Here is a 15,714-nt window from a genome sequence, read left to right as displayed (position 1 = left end):
ATTCGGGTGACCGGCTGAAGAAAACGACTCGCCGGGAAACAATTCCCAGCGCCACAACTCGAGCATGTTCGGGCCGCCGGTGCCGGCCAGCAGTCGTGCCGATCCACCCAGCTCACCGGTCCATAGCGTGGGGATGTCATCACTGTCGATCAGATGCGCCGCCGGAGTGTCGGCGACATTGACGAAGTCCGCCACGGACAAGCCCAGCGCTGCGGCAATTTTGCACAATGTCGCGATGCTTGGGTTGGCCGAGCCCTTCTCGATCTCGACCACCATGCCTTTGCTCACGCCGGAGCGCCTGGACAGTTCATCCAGGGTGATGCCCTGTTGTTTGCGCGCCTGTTTGAGCGTGCGCGACACCGCCGCGCTGACGGTCTCGACGTCGGCGCCGGCCTCGGTCGTTATATTGACTTTCTTGGTCATTGATCGCTAGCATCGTTTGAAATTCGGGTATGAGGGGGATTCTGGGATGCTGTCTGTCGTGCCGTCAATCGATCCGGCTGTTGCGCAACTCGCGCCGGGCTTCAGAGCGCTGAGTATTGTCGTGCAAGCGGCGCCGATTACTCAGGCATACGTGGCCGGTGAAGCACTGGCCAAAGCCTGTCAGATCGTCGCCAACGGTGGCCCGTCATGGGGGCCCGCGCACTTGCAGGCCTGGGCGGACGTGTTTCGCCAGTTCGGTGCCAAGCCGCAGCGCACGCCTTGCTCGGCCGAGGCTCTGCGCAAACGGGTGTTGCGCGACGGCGAGTTGCCGAGCATCGATCCGGTGGTTGATCTGTACAACGCCATCAGTCTGGAATACGCGATTCCCGTGGGGGGCGAGAATGCCGAGGCCTACGTCGGCTCACCGCGTCTGGTCGTCGCCGATGGCAGCGAACCGTTCGACACGATGAAAGAAGGTCTGCCCGCGCATGAATTCCCGGACGCCGGCGAAGTGATCTGGCGCGATGACCAAGGCGTGACCTGCCGGCGCTGGAACTGGCGCCAAGGCGTGCGAACCCGCCTCGATGCGCAGGCGCAGCACATGTGGTTCATCCTCGAAAGCCTGCCCGCCATGCCGCTGGAAGCGCTGACCGAGGCCGGCGACAAGTTGATCGATGGCCTGCAACAATTGATGCCCGGTGCCGAGATCGAAAGCATGTTGATCGGGCCGGGAGCGCGTTAAGCTAGATATGAGTGCCAGCCCGTTTCGTCAGCGGCACCGCGATTCCCTGTGGGAGCGAGCCTGCTCGCGAGACGGCGGCATATTCAACCTCTTTGCCCGCTGAACCACCGCTTTCGCGAGCAAGCTCGCTCCCACAGTGTTCCGTGTTGACCAATGATTTGGTGGTGCTACAACCTCTGTGGGAGCGAGTCTGCTCGCGAAGGCGGCGTCACATTCAACTTCATATTCGCCTGAACCACCGCTTTCGCGAGCAAGCTCGCTCCCACAATGTGTTGACCAATGATTTGGTGGCGCCACAACCACCCTGTGGGAGCGAGCCTGCTCGCGAATGCGGCGGTACATTCAACATCATGTTCGCCTGACCCAGCACTTTCGCGAGCAGGCTCGCTGCCACAGATTGACTCCTGGTTTCAATAAGGGCTCGCGGTCGGGCGCACGATCAGTTCGCTGACGTCCACGTCCGCCGGTTGTTCGACGGCATACGCAATCGCGCGGGCGATGGCTTCGGCGGGGATGGCGATCTTGCGGAATGACTTCATCTCGGCGCGGCCGCCTTCATCGGAAATGCTCTCGGCCAGTTCCGATTCGGTCACGCCCGGTGCAATGACGGTGACGCGGATATCGCCGCCGACTTCCTGACGCAAGCCTTCGGAAATGGCCCGCACTGCGTATTTGGTTGCGCAGTACACCGCTGCGGTGGGGCTGACCGCGTAAGCGCCGATCGAGGCGATGTTGATGATCTGCCCGGCGCGCTGGCGCTGCATCAACGGCAGACTGGCAGCGATGCCGTGGAGTACGCCACGGATGTTGACGTCGATCATGCGGTTCCACTCATCGACCTTCAGCGCATCCAGCCGTGACAACGGCATGACCCCGGCGTTGTTGACCAGCACATCGACGCGGCCGTAATGCTCGACGGCGAAATCAACGAAGCGCTGCACATCCTGCTGATCGGTGACGTCCAGTGCGCGGAACTGCGCGTGGCCACCGGCGCCGTTGATCTCATCGGCAATCACGGCCAGACGCTCGGTGCGCCGTGCGCCCAACACCACTTTGGCGCCACGTTCGGCGAGCAGGCGTGCGGTGGCTTCGCCGATGCCGCTGCTGGCGCCGGTAATCACGATCACTTTGTCTTGAATGTTCAGCATGATGTCGTCCTCTTCTGTGTGCCCGTGAGTGGGCTTGGAAGAAGATTAAGTGCGGCGGCTCATGGGCTATTAATCGATTCCTCCACGGGATTTGCCCAATTCTGCTGCATCGCTTTTCGACAGGTTTTCAGGCCCCGCGTGGCGCGTCCCGGTAGGCACTCGGAGTGACCCCGACTTCACGGCGGAACACCTGGGAAAAGTGGCTGGGGCTGGAGTAGCCGACTTCCAGGCCAATGTCGATCACGCTGCGTGCCGTCTCCAGCAACAGATGACGCGCGCGGCTCATGCGCAGGCGGATGAAGTATTGCGAGGGCGATAAACCGGTGGCGCGCTTGAAGGTGCGGCTGAAGTGGTAGTCGCTCAGCTCAGCGACTGCGGCCATATCACCGAGGCTGAAATCTTCCGCCAGATGCGCATTCATGGCTTCGATCACCCGGCGCAGTTTGTAGGCGGGCAGGGCGTTGTCGCGGCGCGGGTTGCTGTCGGGGTCGAGATAATGACGCAGCAAATGGATCGCCAACGCCTGAGCCAGGCTGTGCACCAGCAGTGCGCTGGGTTGGCGCTGTTCGGTCAGTTCGATGCGCAGTTGCTCAAGAATGAAGCTGACCTGCTCGTCACGCGCACCGGACACATCGACAAACGTCACTGCACCGGCCTGTTCGCCGAACGCTTCGCGCGCCGCTTGTTCGATCAGGCCCAGACCTAGGTAAAGGTGCATGACTTCGAACACCTCGCAACCTTCGGTTTGCCAGCGCATTTCATAGGGTTCGCGGGTGTTGGTCAGGAAGAAGTCGCCCGCCGTGACCTGGCTCGCCTGCCATTCTCCGCCCAACGAACGTTCTTCGACCCGGGCAGTGCCGGCCAATACCAGCACCAGCAGCGGTTCGGCCACGCAGGGCACGCGGATCGGTTCGAGCAGAGTCTGATGGCGGAACAGTTGCACCACTGCATCCTTGATCTGCGGCCGCGGCGTGGTCGTTTCCGCAACACCGGGCAGATGCTCCGGCATGGCTTCGGCGGCGATGCGCGCGGGCTGGCTGATTGTCGGTGTAGCGGGGCTGGCAGAGGGCACAGGACGCTCCATGAAAAGCTTCGGCTGCGAATGATTTTGCAGGTTAGGGCGGGCGAATGAGAAATTCCAGCGCAAAACTCCGACAGTCCCGGCAATCGCCCGAAAGCCCGGCGGCGGCCAGTGCGCGACAGTGAAGCCGTGTTTACGAGCGCGCCATCAGGCGCAACACCGATTCGCTATCGAGGAGTTAAAACCATGACTGATTTCAACCACACCCTGCCACAAGAAGTCGCCGGTAAAGTTGCACTGGTCACTGGCGCGGCCAGTGGCATCGGCAAGGCGATTGCGCTGATGCTGCACGCTCGCGGCGCCAAGGTGATTGCCGAAGACCTCAACCCGGCTGTCGAAGAACTGGCTCGTCCCGATCTGGTGCCGCTGGTGGCGGACATCACCGAGGACGGCGCCGCCGAACGCGCAGTCGGCCTTGCCGTCGAGCAGTTCGGGCGCCTGGATATTCTGATCAACAACGCCGGGATCATTATCAACAAAGCCGTGATCGACATGAGTCGCGACGACTGGGAAAAGATCCAGGCAGTCAATGCCACGGCCGCCTTCCTGCACTGCCGCGAAGCGGTCAAGGCGATGATCCCGAACAAGTCCGGTGCAATCGTAAATATCGCTTCCTATGCGTCGTACTTTGCCTTTCCGACCATTGCCGCCTACACCGCTTCCAAAGGTGCGCTGGCACAATTGACCCGCACGCTGGCCCTGGAAGTCATCGAGCACGGCATTCGCGTCAATGCCATCGGCGTCGGCGATGTGGTGACCAATATTCTCAACGATGTGGTCGAGGACGGCCCTGGCTTCCTCGCGCAGCACGGCGAAGCGGCGCCGATCGGTCGGGCGGCGCAGCCGGAAGAAATCGCCGAAATCGTCACCTTCCTCGCCTCCGACCGCGCCAGTTTCATGGTCGGCTCGGTGGTCATGGCCGATGGCGGCATGACGGTTACGGCGGGTTGATAGTCGGGTGAGAAGCCAAGGGCGCGTGTGATAACGCGCCCATGGCTTTGCCAGTAAGACGAGCACGCAGAATCAGGCAAATCTGCAGCATCTTTGATCTAGTCGCCGCTGGATAAAACTGGCTAATCTTCCTCCGCAGTTGACCCACCTTCGTCTGCTTTCGAGGCCCTTTGCATGGATAACCACGACGCTTCCATCCTCCACGATACGGCGGTGTATCGCGCCGAACTGGTGCGCCTGCTGACTCAACGCTTTGACGCGCCGGGCACCTACGAAACCGCGATTGCGCCACTGCACGTGATCCGTCTCGATGGCCCGTCCGAGCTGATTCACGTTGTGCACCGGCCCGCGCTGTGCCTGATCGTGCAGGGGCGCAAGGAAGTCGGGCTGGGTGATGAGCGCTTCCTCTACGACCCGCTGAATTATCTGGTGGTGTCAGTGACGTTGCCGGTGTCGGGACGGGTGATCGAAGCCTCGCCCGAGGCGCCGTATTTTTGCGTACGGCTGGATTTCGATCCGGCGCAACTGACGCAACTGATTGCCGAGTCGCCGCTGACCGGCATGCCGCAGGAAACCGGTCGCGGGATGTTTCTCGACAAGATCGACGTGACCCTGCTCGACACCATGCTGCGTCTGGTGCGCCTGCTGGATAATCCACGCGACATCGGCATGCTCGCGCCGATGGCGTTGCGCGAGCTGTATTACCGCCTGCTGCGCGGCCAGCACGGGCATCTGCTGTATGAAATCGCCGTCAACGATTCGCAGACCCACCGGGTCACGCGCGCTATCGACTGGCTGAACAGGAATTTCACCGAGCCGCTGCGTATCGACGCGCTGGCGCAGGTGGCCAACCTGAGCAACTCGGCGCTGCATCACCGCTTCAAAGCCGTCACCGCGATGAGCCCGCTGCAATATCAAAAACAGCTGCGCCTGCAAGAGGCGCGGCGGCTGATCATCAATGAAGGGCTGGACGTCTCGAGCGCCTGTTACCGCGTCGGCTACGAAAGCGCTTCGCAGTTCAGCCGCGAATACAACCGCCAGTTCGGCTGCCCGCCGTCCAAGGAACTCAGCCGCCTGCGTCAGACCGGTTGATTACCGCGCGGGTCCTGTCCATTGCTCACGAAACCCCAGCAGAAAATCCACAAACCCCCGCACCCGCTGCGGCACATAGCGGCCGTGCGGGTAGAGCAGGGTGTAGGGGCGCGAACGTCCGGCGTACGGTTGCAGCACCTCAATCAGGCGGCCATCGGCGAGTTCCTGCTCGACGATGAAACGGTAAGTCTGAAACAGCCCGGCGCCGTGCTTGGCCAGCGTCACACCGCCGAGCACATCGTCGGAACAGGAATAGCCACCGTCGGAAATCACTTCCAGGTCCCGGCCGTTTTCCTGAAACAGCCAGGAAATCCGCCGCCCGCTGCTGGGCAATTCGAACTGGATGCACTCATGCGCGATGAGATCGTCCAGCGTCTGCGGCGTACCGGCTCTATGCAGATATTCGGGGGCGGCGACCACCACCAGGGCGGCGTCTTCCAGCAAGCGCGCGATCAGCGTCGAGTCCGGTTGTGCGCGCACGCGTATCGCCAGGTCGTAGCCCTCTTCGACGAAGTCGATATTGCGATTGCCCAAGTGCACGTCGACCGTGACCTCGGGGTACAACGCGCGAAATTTCGGTAGCAGCGGCAGGATGCGGTGATGCCCGTAGGTGGTCGGCAGGCTGATGCGCAGTCGCCCCGACGGCGAAGTCTGCGCGCCCATGACTTCCTGCTGCGCTTCAACCAGTTGCGTCAGCGCCTGGCTGCATTGTTCGAAGAAGCTCCGTCCGGCGTCGGTGAGGCGGATGCTGCGCGTGGTGCGCGCGAACAGTCGCGAACCCAGGCGTTGCTCCAGACGCAGAATCGACCGGCTCACCGCAGCGGGCGTGACTCCGGCCAGTTGCGCGGCGGCGGTGAAGCTGCCGGCTTCGGCGGCCAGGCAGAACAGTTCGATACTGCCTAACTGCAAATCTTCAAAATGGCGTTTCATTGTGGCTCGCACCGAGGATCGACAGACGTTCATCCTCTGTGTACCACAACCAACGACGCCGCCGGTATCCACCGGCGGCGTTGCAGGGTTTCGATCAATGGCCGGCGCTCTGGCCACCGTCGACATGCAGGATCTCGCCAGTGACGAAATTTGCACCGTCGAGGTAGAGGATCGCTTGCACGATGTCGTCGATTTCCCCCATGTGACCGACCGGGTGCAGGCTGCCCAGCGCCTGATGGGTTTCTTCGGCGTGCATCGGCGTTTTGATGATGCCCGGCGACACGGCGTTGACCCGAATCCCGCGCTTGGCGTACTCGATCGCCAGGGATTTGGTCGCGGCGTTGATGCCGCCCTTGGTCAGCGACGCCAATACCGAAGGCACGCCGTCGATTGCATGATCGACCAGGCTGGTGGTCACGCTGACGACGTGGCCGCTGCCGTGTTTTTCCATCTCGGCGATGGCCAGTTGCGAGATGTAGAAGAAGCCGCTCATGTTGGTCGCCACGACCTGGGCATAGTCCGCCTGGCTGTAAGCGGTGAACGGCTTTGCCAGAAAGATCCCGGCATTGTTGACCAGCGTATCGACGCGACCGAAGCGGGCGACAGCGGCGCGAATCACGCGCTCGGCGGTTTGCGGATCGGCAATGTCGCCGGCGACGGTCAGGACATTCGGGTCGCTCGACTCTTTGATCGAGCGCGAGGTAGCGACCACTTGATGGCCAAGGGCGCGAAAGCCTCCGACCAGACCTGCACCAATGCCTTGCGAAGCGCCGGTGATGACAACTACTTTTTTCGATGTGCTCATGATGATTTCCTCTGTCGCTGGCCCGTCAGGATGGCGGGTGGCTGTTGGAGGAGACTTTAGGAAGTTGAGCGAAGTTGATAAATGGGGGCTGAGGTACATCATTTGTACTGTGGTGTATCTAATCAGAGCGGACCTCGAATGATTGTCCCGTTTGAGTGGACGGTGAAACGCTTTTCAGCCGATTTATCCCTTTGCTGTGCGTCAGTAATCTGTACCCAACTTGAACGCAACAACAAACTTCAAAACTTGAAAAGGGATGCACACCATGACCACTCCAACCTACAACCGCCTGAACAAAGACGACGCTATCGTGCTGCTGGTTGACCACCAGACCGGTCTGATCTCGCTGGTGCAGGACTTCTCGCCGAACGAGTTCAAGAACAACGTGCTGGCGCTGGCGGATCTGGCCAAGTTCTTCGACCTGCCAACCATCCTCACCACCAGCTTCGAACAAGGCCCGAACGGCCCGCTGGTGCCGGAGCTGAAAGAGATGTTCCCGGACGCGCCGTACATCGCTCGTCCAGGCCAGATCAACGCTTGGGACAACGAGGACTTCGTCAAGGCGATCAAGGCCACCGGGCGCAAGCAGATCATCATTGCCGGTGTGGTCACGGATGTGTGTGTAGCGTTCCCGACCTTGTCGGCGCTGGCGGAAGGTTTTGATGTGTTCGTGGTCACCGATGCGTCCGGCACTTTCAACACGACCGTGCAGCAAGCCGCATGGAGCCGCATGACTCAGGCTGGCGCGCAGATGATGAACTGGTTCTCGGTGGCCTGCGAACTGCACCGCGACTGGCGCAACGACATTGAAGGCCTGGGCAATCTGTTGTCGCAGCGCATTCCTAACTACCGCAACCTGATGAACAGCTACTCGGCGCTGACGCAGCAGAAGTAAGTTCACCACCCACGAAAAAGCCTGCTTTTAACAGCAGGCTTTTTGTTTTTCCGACGGCTGCGGCCAACTTGGTTGCTGTGTAGCTTGACCCACCGCTTTCGCGAGCAGGCTCGCTCCCACAGTTGACCGTGTTCCCTCAGGAGAAATGCAATTTCCTGTGGGAGCGAGCCTGCTCGCGAAGACGGCGGCACAGTCACCCGAGCAATTCGCTGATCCACTGCACCTCTTGCTTCAGCGCAAGAATTTTATCCTCCGGCAACGCCTGTTGCGCTCGCGTAAACTGCCCCAACGTCTTCTGCCGCTGACTCAGCCTGCGTTGCCATTTGTGCAGAAATGCCGGGCAGCGTGCCTGCAGATGCAGCGGTCCGAAAAACAGTTCCCTGGCATCGTAAGTCACCGGATCAGAGGCCCGCTCGGCAACGATAATTTCGTAGTCGAAGCGGTTCTCGTGCAGCACTTCTTCGCAAACGATGCGGTAGCCGTCATCCATCAACCACTGGCGCAGCGCTTGCTCGCCGCCGTTGGGTTGCAGGATCAAGCGTTCGTGGCCACTGAGATGGGCCTTGCCACTGTCGAAAATATCGCGAATGGTTTCGCCGCCCATGCCGCACAGGGTGATGGCGCTGATGCCGTCGTCAGGCCTGATCGCCGCCAGGCCATCGGCCAGACGCACGCTGATCTGCCCCTGCAGATCGTTGTCATTGACGGTGCGTTGCGCCGCGTGGAACGGCGTCAACGCGACCTCGCCAGCGACCGCTGCTGTTATCAGGCCCCGGCGCAGCAAGGCCACCGGCAGGTAAGCGTGATCGGAGCCGATATCGGCCAGTCTCGCGCCAAGCGGCACATGTGCGGCGACGCGTTCAAGACGCATGGACAATGTCTGTTGGTTCAACGCAAACCCCTGTTCACCCTGCGGTGGAAAAAAGGGGTGCGACTCTGGCGAGCAACGCTGGCGCTGTCAATTACGGGATGGAATTACTCGTGCCATCGGCAGCATTGCGCTGCCGATGGGCGCTTGTGCTTAGCCGGCGAGCGTTGCGTTGTCGATGACGAAGCGGTATTTCACGTCGCCCTTGAGCATGCGCTCATAGGACTCGTTGATCTGGTCGGCGCGGATCAATTCGATGTCGGAAACGATGCCGTGCTCGGCGCAGAAATCCAGCATTTCCTGAGTTTCGGGAATGCCGCCGATCATTGAACCGGCAATGGTGCGCCGCTTGGTGATCAGGTTGAACACGTTCGGCGACGGATGCGGCGATGCGGGCGCTCCGACCAGGGTCAACGCGCCGTCGCGCTTGAGCAGAACCAGGAACGCGTCGAGATCGTGCGGCGCTGCGACGGTATTGAGGATGAAGTCGAAGCTCTTGGTGTGTGCCGCCATTTCCTCGGCATTGCGTGACACCACCACTTCGTCCGCGCCCAGTGCCTTGGCCGCTTCACGCTTGGATTCGGAAGTGGTGAATGCGACGACATGGGCGCCCATGGCGTGGGCCAGTTTGATGCCCATGTGGCCCAGGCCACCGATGCCGACCACGCCGACTTTCTTGCCGGGGCCAGCGTGCCACTGGCGCAGCGGCGAGTAGGTGGTAATGCCGGCGCAGAGTAGCGGTGCGACGGCTGCCAGTTGCGCCTCGGGATGACGGATGCGCAACACATAGCGCTCGTGCACGACGATGTTTTGCGAGTAACCACCGAGAGTCCAGCCCGGTGCGTCCGGGGTCGGGAAGTTGTAGGTGCCGATCATGCCGTCACAGTAGTTTTCCAAACCGGACTCGCAGTCATCGCAGTGCTGGCAGCTGTCGACGATGCAGCCGACACCGACCAGATCGCCGACCTTGTAGTTTTTGACGTGATCGCCGACCGCCGAGACGCGGCCGACGATTTCATGGCCGGGCACGCAAGGGAATTGCGTGCCAGCCCATTCGGCGCGCACCTGATGCAAGTCGGAATGGCAGATGCCGCAGAAGGCGATATCGATCTGCACGTCGTGCGCCGCCGGGGCACGGCGGTTGATCTGCATCGGTTCAAGAGGTTTGTCGCCAGCGTGGGCGCCGTAGGCTTGTACGAGCATGTGAGCATCCTCCATGGGGTTGTCGGACGCCCATTGTTGCGCCTGGGTCGGAGCGCGAGGTAGTGCATTTCTGTGAAATGCTTGCCTGATTCTGCTGTTGATTGCGCAACCGAAAGGCAGCCGTATGGCTGCCGTTTCAGGCTCAACGCGGATTGGGCTGGTCGTCCATCTCGGCGTTATCGGTTTCCTGACGTACGCGCTCCGGATCCAGGCCGGTACTGTCATCATCCAGCGGGATTTCGCCTTCGTTGTCGGGTAGCTCGTCGATGCCGCGTTCCTTCATCGGATCGACCTCGGTACGCCCCGGACTCAGCGGGTCGGGCGTGGTTGGGAGCGGATCGTCACCTTGCTTGCCTTGATCGTTATTCATCTCACACCTCGTCATGGCCGTTTTCTACGGCTTGTGCAGGTTGGAGGTGCGGGCGATTTTCGCCGTTCGATTTTTTTGCCTGCCTTCGGTCGCCTCGCAAAAAAGCGGAATTTCTCCGACGCGCGCGGCTCCATAAATCAACAGCCAGAGGCGAGGACGCAATGATGAGCAGTTCATTCAAGGTCGGCGAAGCGGTGCGCTGGAATTCCGAGGCCGGCGAGATCCACGGCAAAGTGGTCAAGGTGCACACTCGCGATACCGAGTTCATGGGCCGCCACCGGCCGGCTTCGAAAGACGCGCCGCAGTACGAGGTCAAGAGCGACAAGACCGGCCACCTGGCCATGCATCACGGCGACGCGCTGAAGCACGCTTAGAAACGTGCCAGTCGGTAGGCGTCGACACTCGGCAGCGCGAGAGCCGCGCCTGAGACCATCTGCCCGATCAATTCCGCCGTCAGCGCCGCTTGAGTCAGGCCCAGATGCTGATGACCGAAGGCAAGCAAGACCTTGCCGGCGCAAACCTGATCGATCACTGGCAGGGAATCCGGCAGCGACGGGCGAAAGCCCATCCACGGTGTGGCGCCATCAGCGTTCAGATCCTTGCGAAACAGGCCTTGGCTCAGGCGCTGCAACTGCCAGGCGCGTGCCATGTTCGCCGGCCGCTCCAGCCCGGCGAATTCGACCGTGCCGGCCAGGCGCAGGCCTTCGCGCATCGGCGTCATGATGAATTTGCGTTCCAGCGAGGTGACGGGGAAGGGCAGGCGATCATGCTCGTGCGGCAGCATCAGGTGATAGCCACGTTCGGTGTCCAACGGTACCTGCTTGCCAGTCAGCGCGGCAGTCAGTTTCGCCGAATGCGCACCGCAGGCCAGTAACACGCGTCTGGCCGTTACCCCGCCATTACCGGTCACTAATAAAACACCGTTCTCCTGCACGCAGCCGCCCTGAACCTGCTGCTGGAGAAAACTCACGCCGCTGCTGCGAGCCGCTTCGACCAGTGCGCAGACCACCCGATAGGGATCAAGGAAATGCCCGGTGCGCGGGAAAAACAGTCCGCCCTGAATCTGTTCGCTGAGCTGCGGCGCCGTTTCGCGGATCGCCCCCGCCTGCCAATAGTCCACCGGCACCTGCTGCTGATTCAGGCGTGCCTGCAAGGCTTCGAGGGATTGCCGCGATTCAGGTTTTTCGAAGACCAGTAACGAGCCGTCAACCTTGAGCAGATCCGGGCGCTGGATATCGCTGAGCAAGCGCTGCCACGCGTCGAGACTGCTTTCATTGAGCGCGCGCAGGCCGGCGACGGTTTTCTGAAAAGGTTCAGACCGCAGATTCAGCAGCAAGCGGGTGAACCACGGCAGGGCGCGCGGCAGATATTTCCAGTCCAGGCGTAGCGGCCCCATCGGGTCCATCAGCATGGCTGGCAAGCGCTTGAGGATCGAAACATCAGCGATCGGAAACACCTGCTCGGTGGCCAGATGTCCGGCGTTGCCGAACGAAGCGCCATGCCCCGGTTCCTGCTCATCGATGACCACCACGCGCAAACTCTGGCGGGCCAGGCGCAGTGCGCAAGCCACGCCAATGATGCCGGCGCCGACCACGGCGATGTCGTGCGAAGGATTATTCGCCATGGCGTGTCGCTTCCCGTTGGCCATCGAGCAAGCGCCGAAGGTTGAGCGGATTGGTCTGTTGCAGCGCCGTCGGCAGCAAGCTGTCGGGGAAATCCTGATAGCACACCGGCCGCAGGAAACGCAGGATCGCCGCAGTGCCCACCGAGGTGCTGCGCGCATCCGAGGTCGCCGGGTAAGGCCCGCCATGCACCATTGCATCGCAGACTTCCACGCCGGTCGGCCAGCCATTGACCAGCAAGCGACCGGCCTTGCGCTCCAGGGTTGGCAGCAACGAACGCGCCAGTGCAAGGTCGGCGTCATCCATGTGCAGGGTCGCGGTCAGTTGACCTTCGAGATGGGCGCAGACCTGACGGATTTCTTCGTCACTGCTGCATTGCACGATCAGCGATGTCGCGCCGAACACCTCAGCCTGCAAACGCTGATCGTCGAGAAAATCCGCTGCATCGGTGCTGAAGACATGCGTCTGACACTGATTCGGGCCGCTGCCGACTTGGCCAACCGCTATCGCGCGTGCACGGGGGTTGTCTTGCAGAGCGGTCACGCCTGCTTGATAGGCGCCGAAGATGCCGGGCGTGAGCATGGTTTGCGCCGCGCTGCGCGGGATCAGTTCCGCTACCGCGCCGAGAAACCCGTCGAGCGCCGGGCCTTTGCGGGCAATCAGCAATCCCGGGTTGGTGCAGAACTGCCCGGCGCCCAGTGTCAGCGACGCGACAAACCCTTCGGCCAACGCCTGCGCGCGATTTTCCAGCGCGGCGGGAAACAGCAATACCGGGTTGATCGAGCTCATTTCCGTATACACCGGGATCGGCTCCGGCCGCGCTTGCGCGGCTTTCATCAAAGCGAGACCGCCAGTGCGCGAGCCGGTGAAACCAGCGGCTTTGATGCGCCAGTCGCTGACCAATGCGATGCCGACTTCGTAGCCAGAATCGAACAACAAGGAAAACACGCCCTCGGGCAGAGCGCAGGCTTTGACCGCTTGCGCGACTGCGCGGCCGACCAGTTCGCTGGTGCCCGGATGGGCGCTGTGCGCCTTGACGATCACCGGGCAACCGGCCGCCAGTGCTGCGGCGGTGTCGCCACCGGCCACGGAAAATGCCAGCGGAAAGTTGCTCGCGCCGAACACCGCGACCGGCCCCAAGGCAATCTGCCGCTGGCGCAAGTCGGAGCGCGGCAGCGGTTGGCGTTGCGGTTGCGCACTGTCGACGCGCAAGTCGAGCCATTCACCGGCGCGCACCGTGCGGGCGAACAGGCGCAATTGCGAGCAGGTGCGGCCACGTTCGCCCTGAAGGCGTGCACGCGGCAGACCGGTTTCGCCGTGGGCGCGTTCGATCAGTTCATCGCCAAGGTTTTCGATGTGTTCGGCAATGCTTTCGAGAAATGCCGCACGGGTGCTCAGGCTGGTTTCGCGGTACGCGTCTTGCGCCGTCCAGGCCAGGGCGCACGCCTGTTCCACCTGTTCGGCTGACGCCCCGGCGAACTGCGGTTCAAGTGCCTGGTTGGTCGCCGGATCAATCCCGCGAAAGGCTGGACGATGGCCCGTCACGGATTGTTGGCCGATCAGCATGTTGCCCGTCAGAGTCATGGTGTCTTCCTGTGAAATGAGCGAGGCCTGCCGCGAATCGTGATGACTCGCGGCAGGTGGTGGTCAGGCGAAGTTCTGCTCGGCGGACCAGTTTTCGTACCAGTGACGGAACAGCGAATACTGCTTCTCGGCATAGCGCCGTTGCGAGTCGCTCAGCACATCAGTTTCATTGAAGTGCAGGGTGTATTCCTTGTCGCCGTTGAGCACCATCAGATGCTTGTAATACAGCACCAGATCGCAACCTTCGTCGAACGAGGACAGCACCGCCAGCGCCGACTCCAGCTCCCGCGCCTGGCGCCGGGCCTTGGCATTGCCTTGCGCGGCCTGCTTGCTCAGCGCTACCAGTTGCAGCACTTCGCGGGGCAGGGCGTTGCCGATGCCGGTGATGGCGCCGGTGGCGTTGCAGTTGACGAAGCCGTGCACCACTTGCGTGTCGACGCCGACCATCAGCGTCACGTCGTCATCCTTGGAGGTGATGTTCTCGGCCGCGTAGCGCAGGTCCGCGCCGCCGCCGAATTCCTTGAAACCGATCAGGTTCGGGTACTCGCGGCGTAGTTCGAAAAACAGATCGGCGCGGGTGGCGAAGCCGTAATAAGGGCTGTTGTAGATCACCGCCGGCAAGTTCGGTGCGGCTTGCAGGATCGCGGCGAAGTGGGCCTTTTGCGCCGTCGCCGAAGCGCCACGGGACAGCACGCGCGGGATGACCATCAAGCCTTGCGCGCCGACTTTCGCCGCATGCGCTGCGTGGGAAACCGCTTCACGGGTATTCACCGCGCCGGTGCCGACGATGGTCGGCACCCCGGCAGCGACCAGCCGCGCCACGCCTTCCTGACGCTCGGCTTCAGTCAGCAGCGGCCAGTCGCCCATCGAGCCGCAGTAGACCACGGCGCTCATGCCGACATCGATCAGCTCGCGTCCCTTGGCCACCAGCGCATCGAAGTCCGGTTTGCGCTGGGCGGTGCATGGGGTCATCAGGGCCGGCATGCAGCCGGTGAAGATGTTGTCGCTCATGATTCAACTCCTTGGCATTTCGTTTGATTCGAAGTGAAAAATCGGCGTGGCGGCTCAGATGCCCCACGCGAACGGGTCGCTGTCGTCGATCAGCAAGGTGCTGTCGGCGGTCATGTAGGCGCGGCCGGTGATGAACGGGCGAATGCGTTCGCCCTCCCATTCGAAGCGCCCTTCGAACTGGCTGCCGGTAATGCTCGCCTGGATCCATGGCGCGCCCGCTTGCAACTTGTCGTCGGCGGCCAGGCAGGCAAGTTTGGCGCTGGTGCCGGTGCCGCACGGTGAGCGGTCGTAGGCTTTGCCGGGACACATGACGAAGTTGCGGCTGTCGGCCCGATCGTCATCGGCGAACAGTTCGATGTGGTCGATGACCGCGCCGTCTTCGCCAAAAATGCCCTGATCTTCCAGCGCCTTGAGCATCGCCCAGGTGTACGCGGTCAGGTGTTCGACGTTGTCCATCGTTAACCTCTGGCCATGCTCGGAGACCAGATAAAACCAGTTGCCGCCATAGGCGATATCGCCGACCACGCGGCCATAACCCGGCACCTCCACCGGCACCTGTTTGCGATAGCGGTAGGCGGGCACGTTGCCCAGGGTGACCGAGCCATCGTCGTGCAAAGTCGCGCTGACTTGCCCCACCGGCGTGTCGATCTTGTGTACGCCCGGCTGGATTTTCCCCAGATGCTGCAACGAATTGATCAGGCCGATGGTGCCGTGGCCGCACATGCCCAGGTATCCGGCGTTGTTGAAGAAGATCACCCCGCAGGTGGCGTCTGCCGACACCGGCGGACAATACAGCGCGCCGACCAGAACATCGTTGCCACGCGGCTCGAGCAGACAGGCGCGGCGCCACTGATCGTGCTGGCTGCGCAGGGCATCGCGTTTATCGACCATGCTGTTGCCGGACAGCTCGGGGAAGCCGCTCATCACCAGCCGCGTCGGCTCGCCGCCGGTGTGGGAATCAATGACGTGTACTCGTTTCATGAAGAGAT

At 61.9% G+C, this 15,714-nt stretch carries 17 protein-coding genes; 5 read left to right on the top strand and 12 right to left on the bottom strand.

Features of this window, described 5'->3' with window-relative positions; genetic code table 11:
- Positions 1-423 (bottom strand): helix-turn-helix domain-containing protein (locus tag V8J63_RS05355; RefSeq protein ID WP_336463708.1); only part of this gene is annotated, 423 nt, incomplete at its 3' end.
- Positions 424-469: 46 nt separating this feature from the next.
- On the opposite strand from V8J63_RS05355, the gene V8J63_RS05350 reads away from it, so the two are divergent.
- Positions 470-1,165 (top strand): B3/B4 domain-containing protein, encoded by a 696-nt coding sequence (locus tag V8J63_RS05350; RefSeq protein ID WP_130888651.1) that lies wholly within the window; start codon positions 470-472, stop codon positions 1,163-1,165.
- Between the two features lie 410 nt (positions 1,166-1,575).
- On the opposite strand, the gene V8J63_RS05345 is transcribed toward V8J63_RS05350, so the two are convergent.
- Together V8J63_RS05345 and V8J63_RS05340 are read right to left on the bottom strand one after the other, a co-directional pair.
- Positions 1,576-2,313, bottom strand: coding sequence for an SDR family oxidoreductase (locus tag V8J63_RS05345; protein ID WP_130888650.1), 738 nt, complete (start codon positions 2,311-2,313; stop codon positions 1,576-1,578).
- 127 nt (positions 2,314-2,440) lie between these two features.
- The gene (locus V8J63_RS05340; protein ID WP_130888670.1) at positions 2,441-3,322 is read right to left on the bottom strand and encodes a helix-turn-helix domain-containing protein; all 882 of its coding nucleotides are present in this window, start codon (positions 3,320-3,322) and stop codon (positions 2,441-2,443) included.
- A gap of 258 nt (positions 3,323-3,580) precedes the next feature.
- Between V8J63_RS05340 and V8J63_RS05335 the strand changes: the two genes are divergently transcribed.
- Positions 3,581-4,345, top strand: coding sequence for an SDR family NAD(P)-dependent oxidoreductase (locus tag V8J63_RS05335; RefSeq protein WP_130888649.1), 765 nt, complete (start codon positions 3,581-3,583; stop codon positions 4,343-4,345).
- Between the two features lie 174 nt (positions 4,346-4,519).
- Positions 4,520-5,437, top strand: a complete 918-nt coding sequence (locus V8J63_RS05330; RefSeq protein WP_336463707.1) for an AraC family transcriptional regulator — start codon at positions 4,520-4,522, stop codon at positions 5,435-5,437.
- On the opposite strand, the gene V8J63_RS05325 is transcribed toward V8J63_RS05330, so the two are convergent.
- Both V8J63_RS05325 and V8J63_RS05320 read right to left on the bottom strand, forming a co-directional pair.
- Positions 5,438-6,367 (bottom strand): LysR family transcriptional regulator, encoded by a 930-nt coding sequence (locus V8J63_RS05325; RefSeq protein WP_336463706.1) that lies wholly within the window; start codon positions 6,365-6,367, stop codon positions 5,438-5,440. It lies immediately after the preceding gene.
- Positions 6,368-6,461: 94 nt separating this feature from the next.
- Positions 6,462-7,172 carry an SDR family NAD(P)-dependent oxidoreductase gene (locus tag V8J63_RS05320; protein WP_336463705.1) on the bottom strand — a complete coding sequence of 237 codons (711 nt, stop codon included), beginning with the start codon at positions 7,170-7,172 and terminating at the stop codon, positions 6,462-6,464.
- 265 nt (positions 7,173-7,437) lie between these two features.
- Between V8J63_RS05320 and ycaC the strand changes: the two genes are divergently transcribed.
- Positions 7,438-8,067: an isochorismate family cysteine hydrolase YcaC gene (gene ycaC, locus V8J63_RS05315; protein WP_016774235.1), complete on the top strand. Its 630-nt coding sequence runs from the start codon at positions 7,438-7,440 to the stop codon at positions 8,065-8,067.
- Positions 8,068-8,260: 193 nt separating this feature from the next.
- On the opposite strand, the gene V8J63_RS05310 is transcribed toward ycaC, so the two are convergent.
- The 3 genes from V8J63_RS05310 to V8J63_RS05300 form a co-directional block, all read right to left on the bottom strand.
- The gene (locus tag V8J63_RS05310; protein WP_336463704.1) at positions 8,261-8,959 is read right to left on the bottom strand and encodes a tRNA (adenine(22)-N(1))-methyltransferase; all 699 of its coding nucleotides are present in this window, start codon (positions 8,957-8,959) and stop codon (positions 8,261-8,263) included.
- Between the two features lie 129 nt (positions 8,960-9,088).
- Positions 9,089-10,138 carry an NAD(P)-dependent alcohol dehydrogenase gene (locus V8J63_RS05305; protein WP_130888645.1) on the bottom strand — a complete coding sequence of 350 codons (1,050 nt, stop codon included), beginning with the start codon at positions 10,136-10,138 and terminating at the stop codon, positions 9,089-9,091.
- A 142-nt stretch (positions 10,139-10,280) separates the two neighbouring features.
- Positions 10,281-10,508 carry a hypothetical protein gene (locus V8J63_RS05300; RefSeq protein WP_056784730.1) on the bottom strand — a complete coding sequence of 76 codons (228 nt, stop codon included), beginning with the start codon at positions 10,506-10,508 and terminating at the stop codon, positions 10,281-10,283.
- Between the two features lie 164 nt (positions 10,509-10,672).
- On the opposite strand from V8J63_RS05300, the gene V8J63_RS05295 reads away from it, so the two are divergent.
- Positions 10,673-10,882 (top strand): DUF2945 domain-containing protein, encoded by a 210-nt coding sequence (locus V8J63_RS05295; protein WP_122507430.1) that lies wholly within the window; start codon positions 10,673-10,675, stop codon positions 10,880-10,882.
- On the opposite strand, the gene V8J63_RS05290 is transcribed toward V8J63_RS05295, so the two are convergent.
- The 4 genes from V8J63_RS05290 to V8J63_RS05275 all read right to left on the bottom strand — a co-directional run bounded on the left by V8J63_RS05290 (position 10,879) and on the right by V8J63_RS05275 (position 15,706).
- Complete coding sequence (locus V8J63_RS05290; protein WP_336463703.1) at positions 10,879-12,132, bottom strand: NAD(P)/FAD-dependent oxidoreductase; 1,254 nt, start codon at positions 12,130-12,132, stop codon at positions 10,879-10,881. The genes V8J63_RS05295 and V8J63_RS05290 overlap by 4 nt on opposite strands.
- Positions 12,122-13,714: an aldehyde dehydrogenase (NADP(+)) gene (locus V8J63_RS05285; protein WP_336463702.1), complete on the bottom strand. Its 1,593-nt coding sequence runs from the start codon at positions 13,712-13,714 to the stop codon at positions 12,122-12,124. The genes V8J63_RS05290 and V8J63_RS05285 overlap by 11 nt, the downstream gene beginning before the upstream one ends.
- 63 nt (positions 13,715-13,777) lie before the next feature.
- A complete protein-coding gene (locus V8J63_RS05280; RefSeq protein WP_125926054.1) occupies positions 13,778-14,725 on the bottom strand; it encodes a dihydrodipicolinate synthase family protein in 948 nt (315 codons plus the stop codon).
- A gap of 54 nt (positions 14,726-14,779) precedes the next feature.
- A complete protein-coding gene (locus V8J63_RS05275; RefSeq protein ID WP_186569256.1) occupies positions 14,780-15,706 on the bottom strand; it encodes a 4-hydroxyproline epimerase in 927 nt (308 codons plus the stop codon).
- Between the last annotated feature and the right edge of the window lie 8 nt (positions 15,707-15,714).

The organism is Pseudomonas sp. CCNWLW23, assembly GCF_037095675.1.
GTDB classification, from domain to species: domain Bacteria; phylum Pseudomonadota; class Gammaproteobacteria; order Pseudomonadales; family Pseudomonadaceae; genus Aquipseudomonas; species Aquipseudomonas atacamensis.
This window is presented reverse-complemented; position numbering and strand designations above follow the sequence as displayed.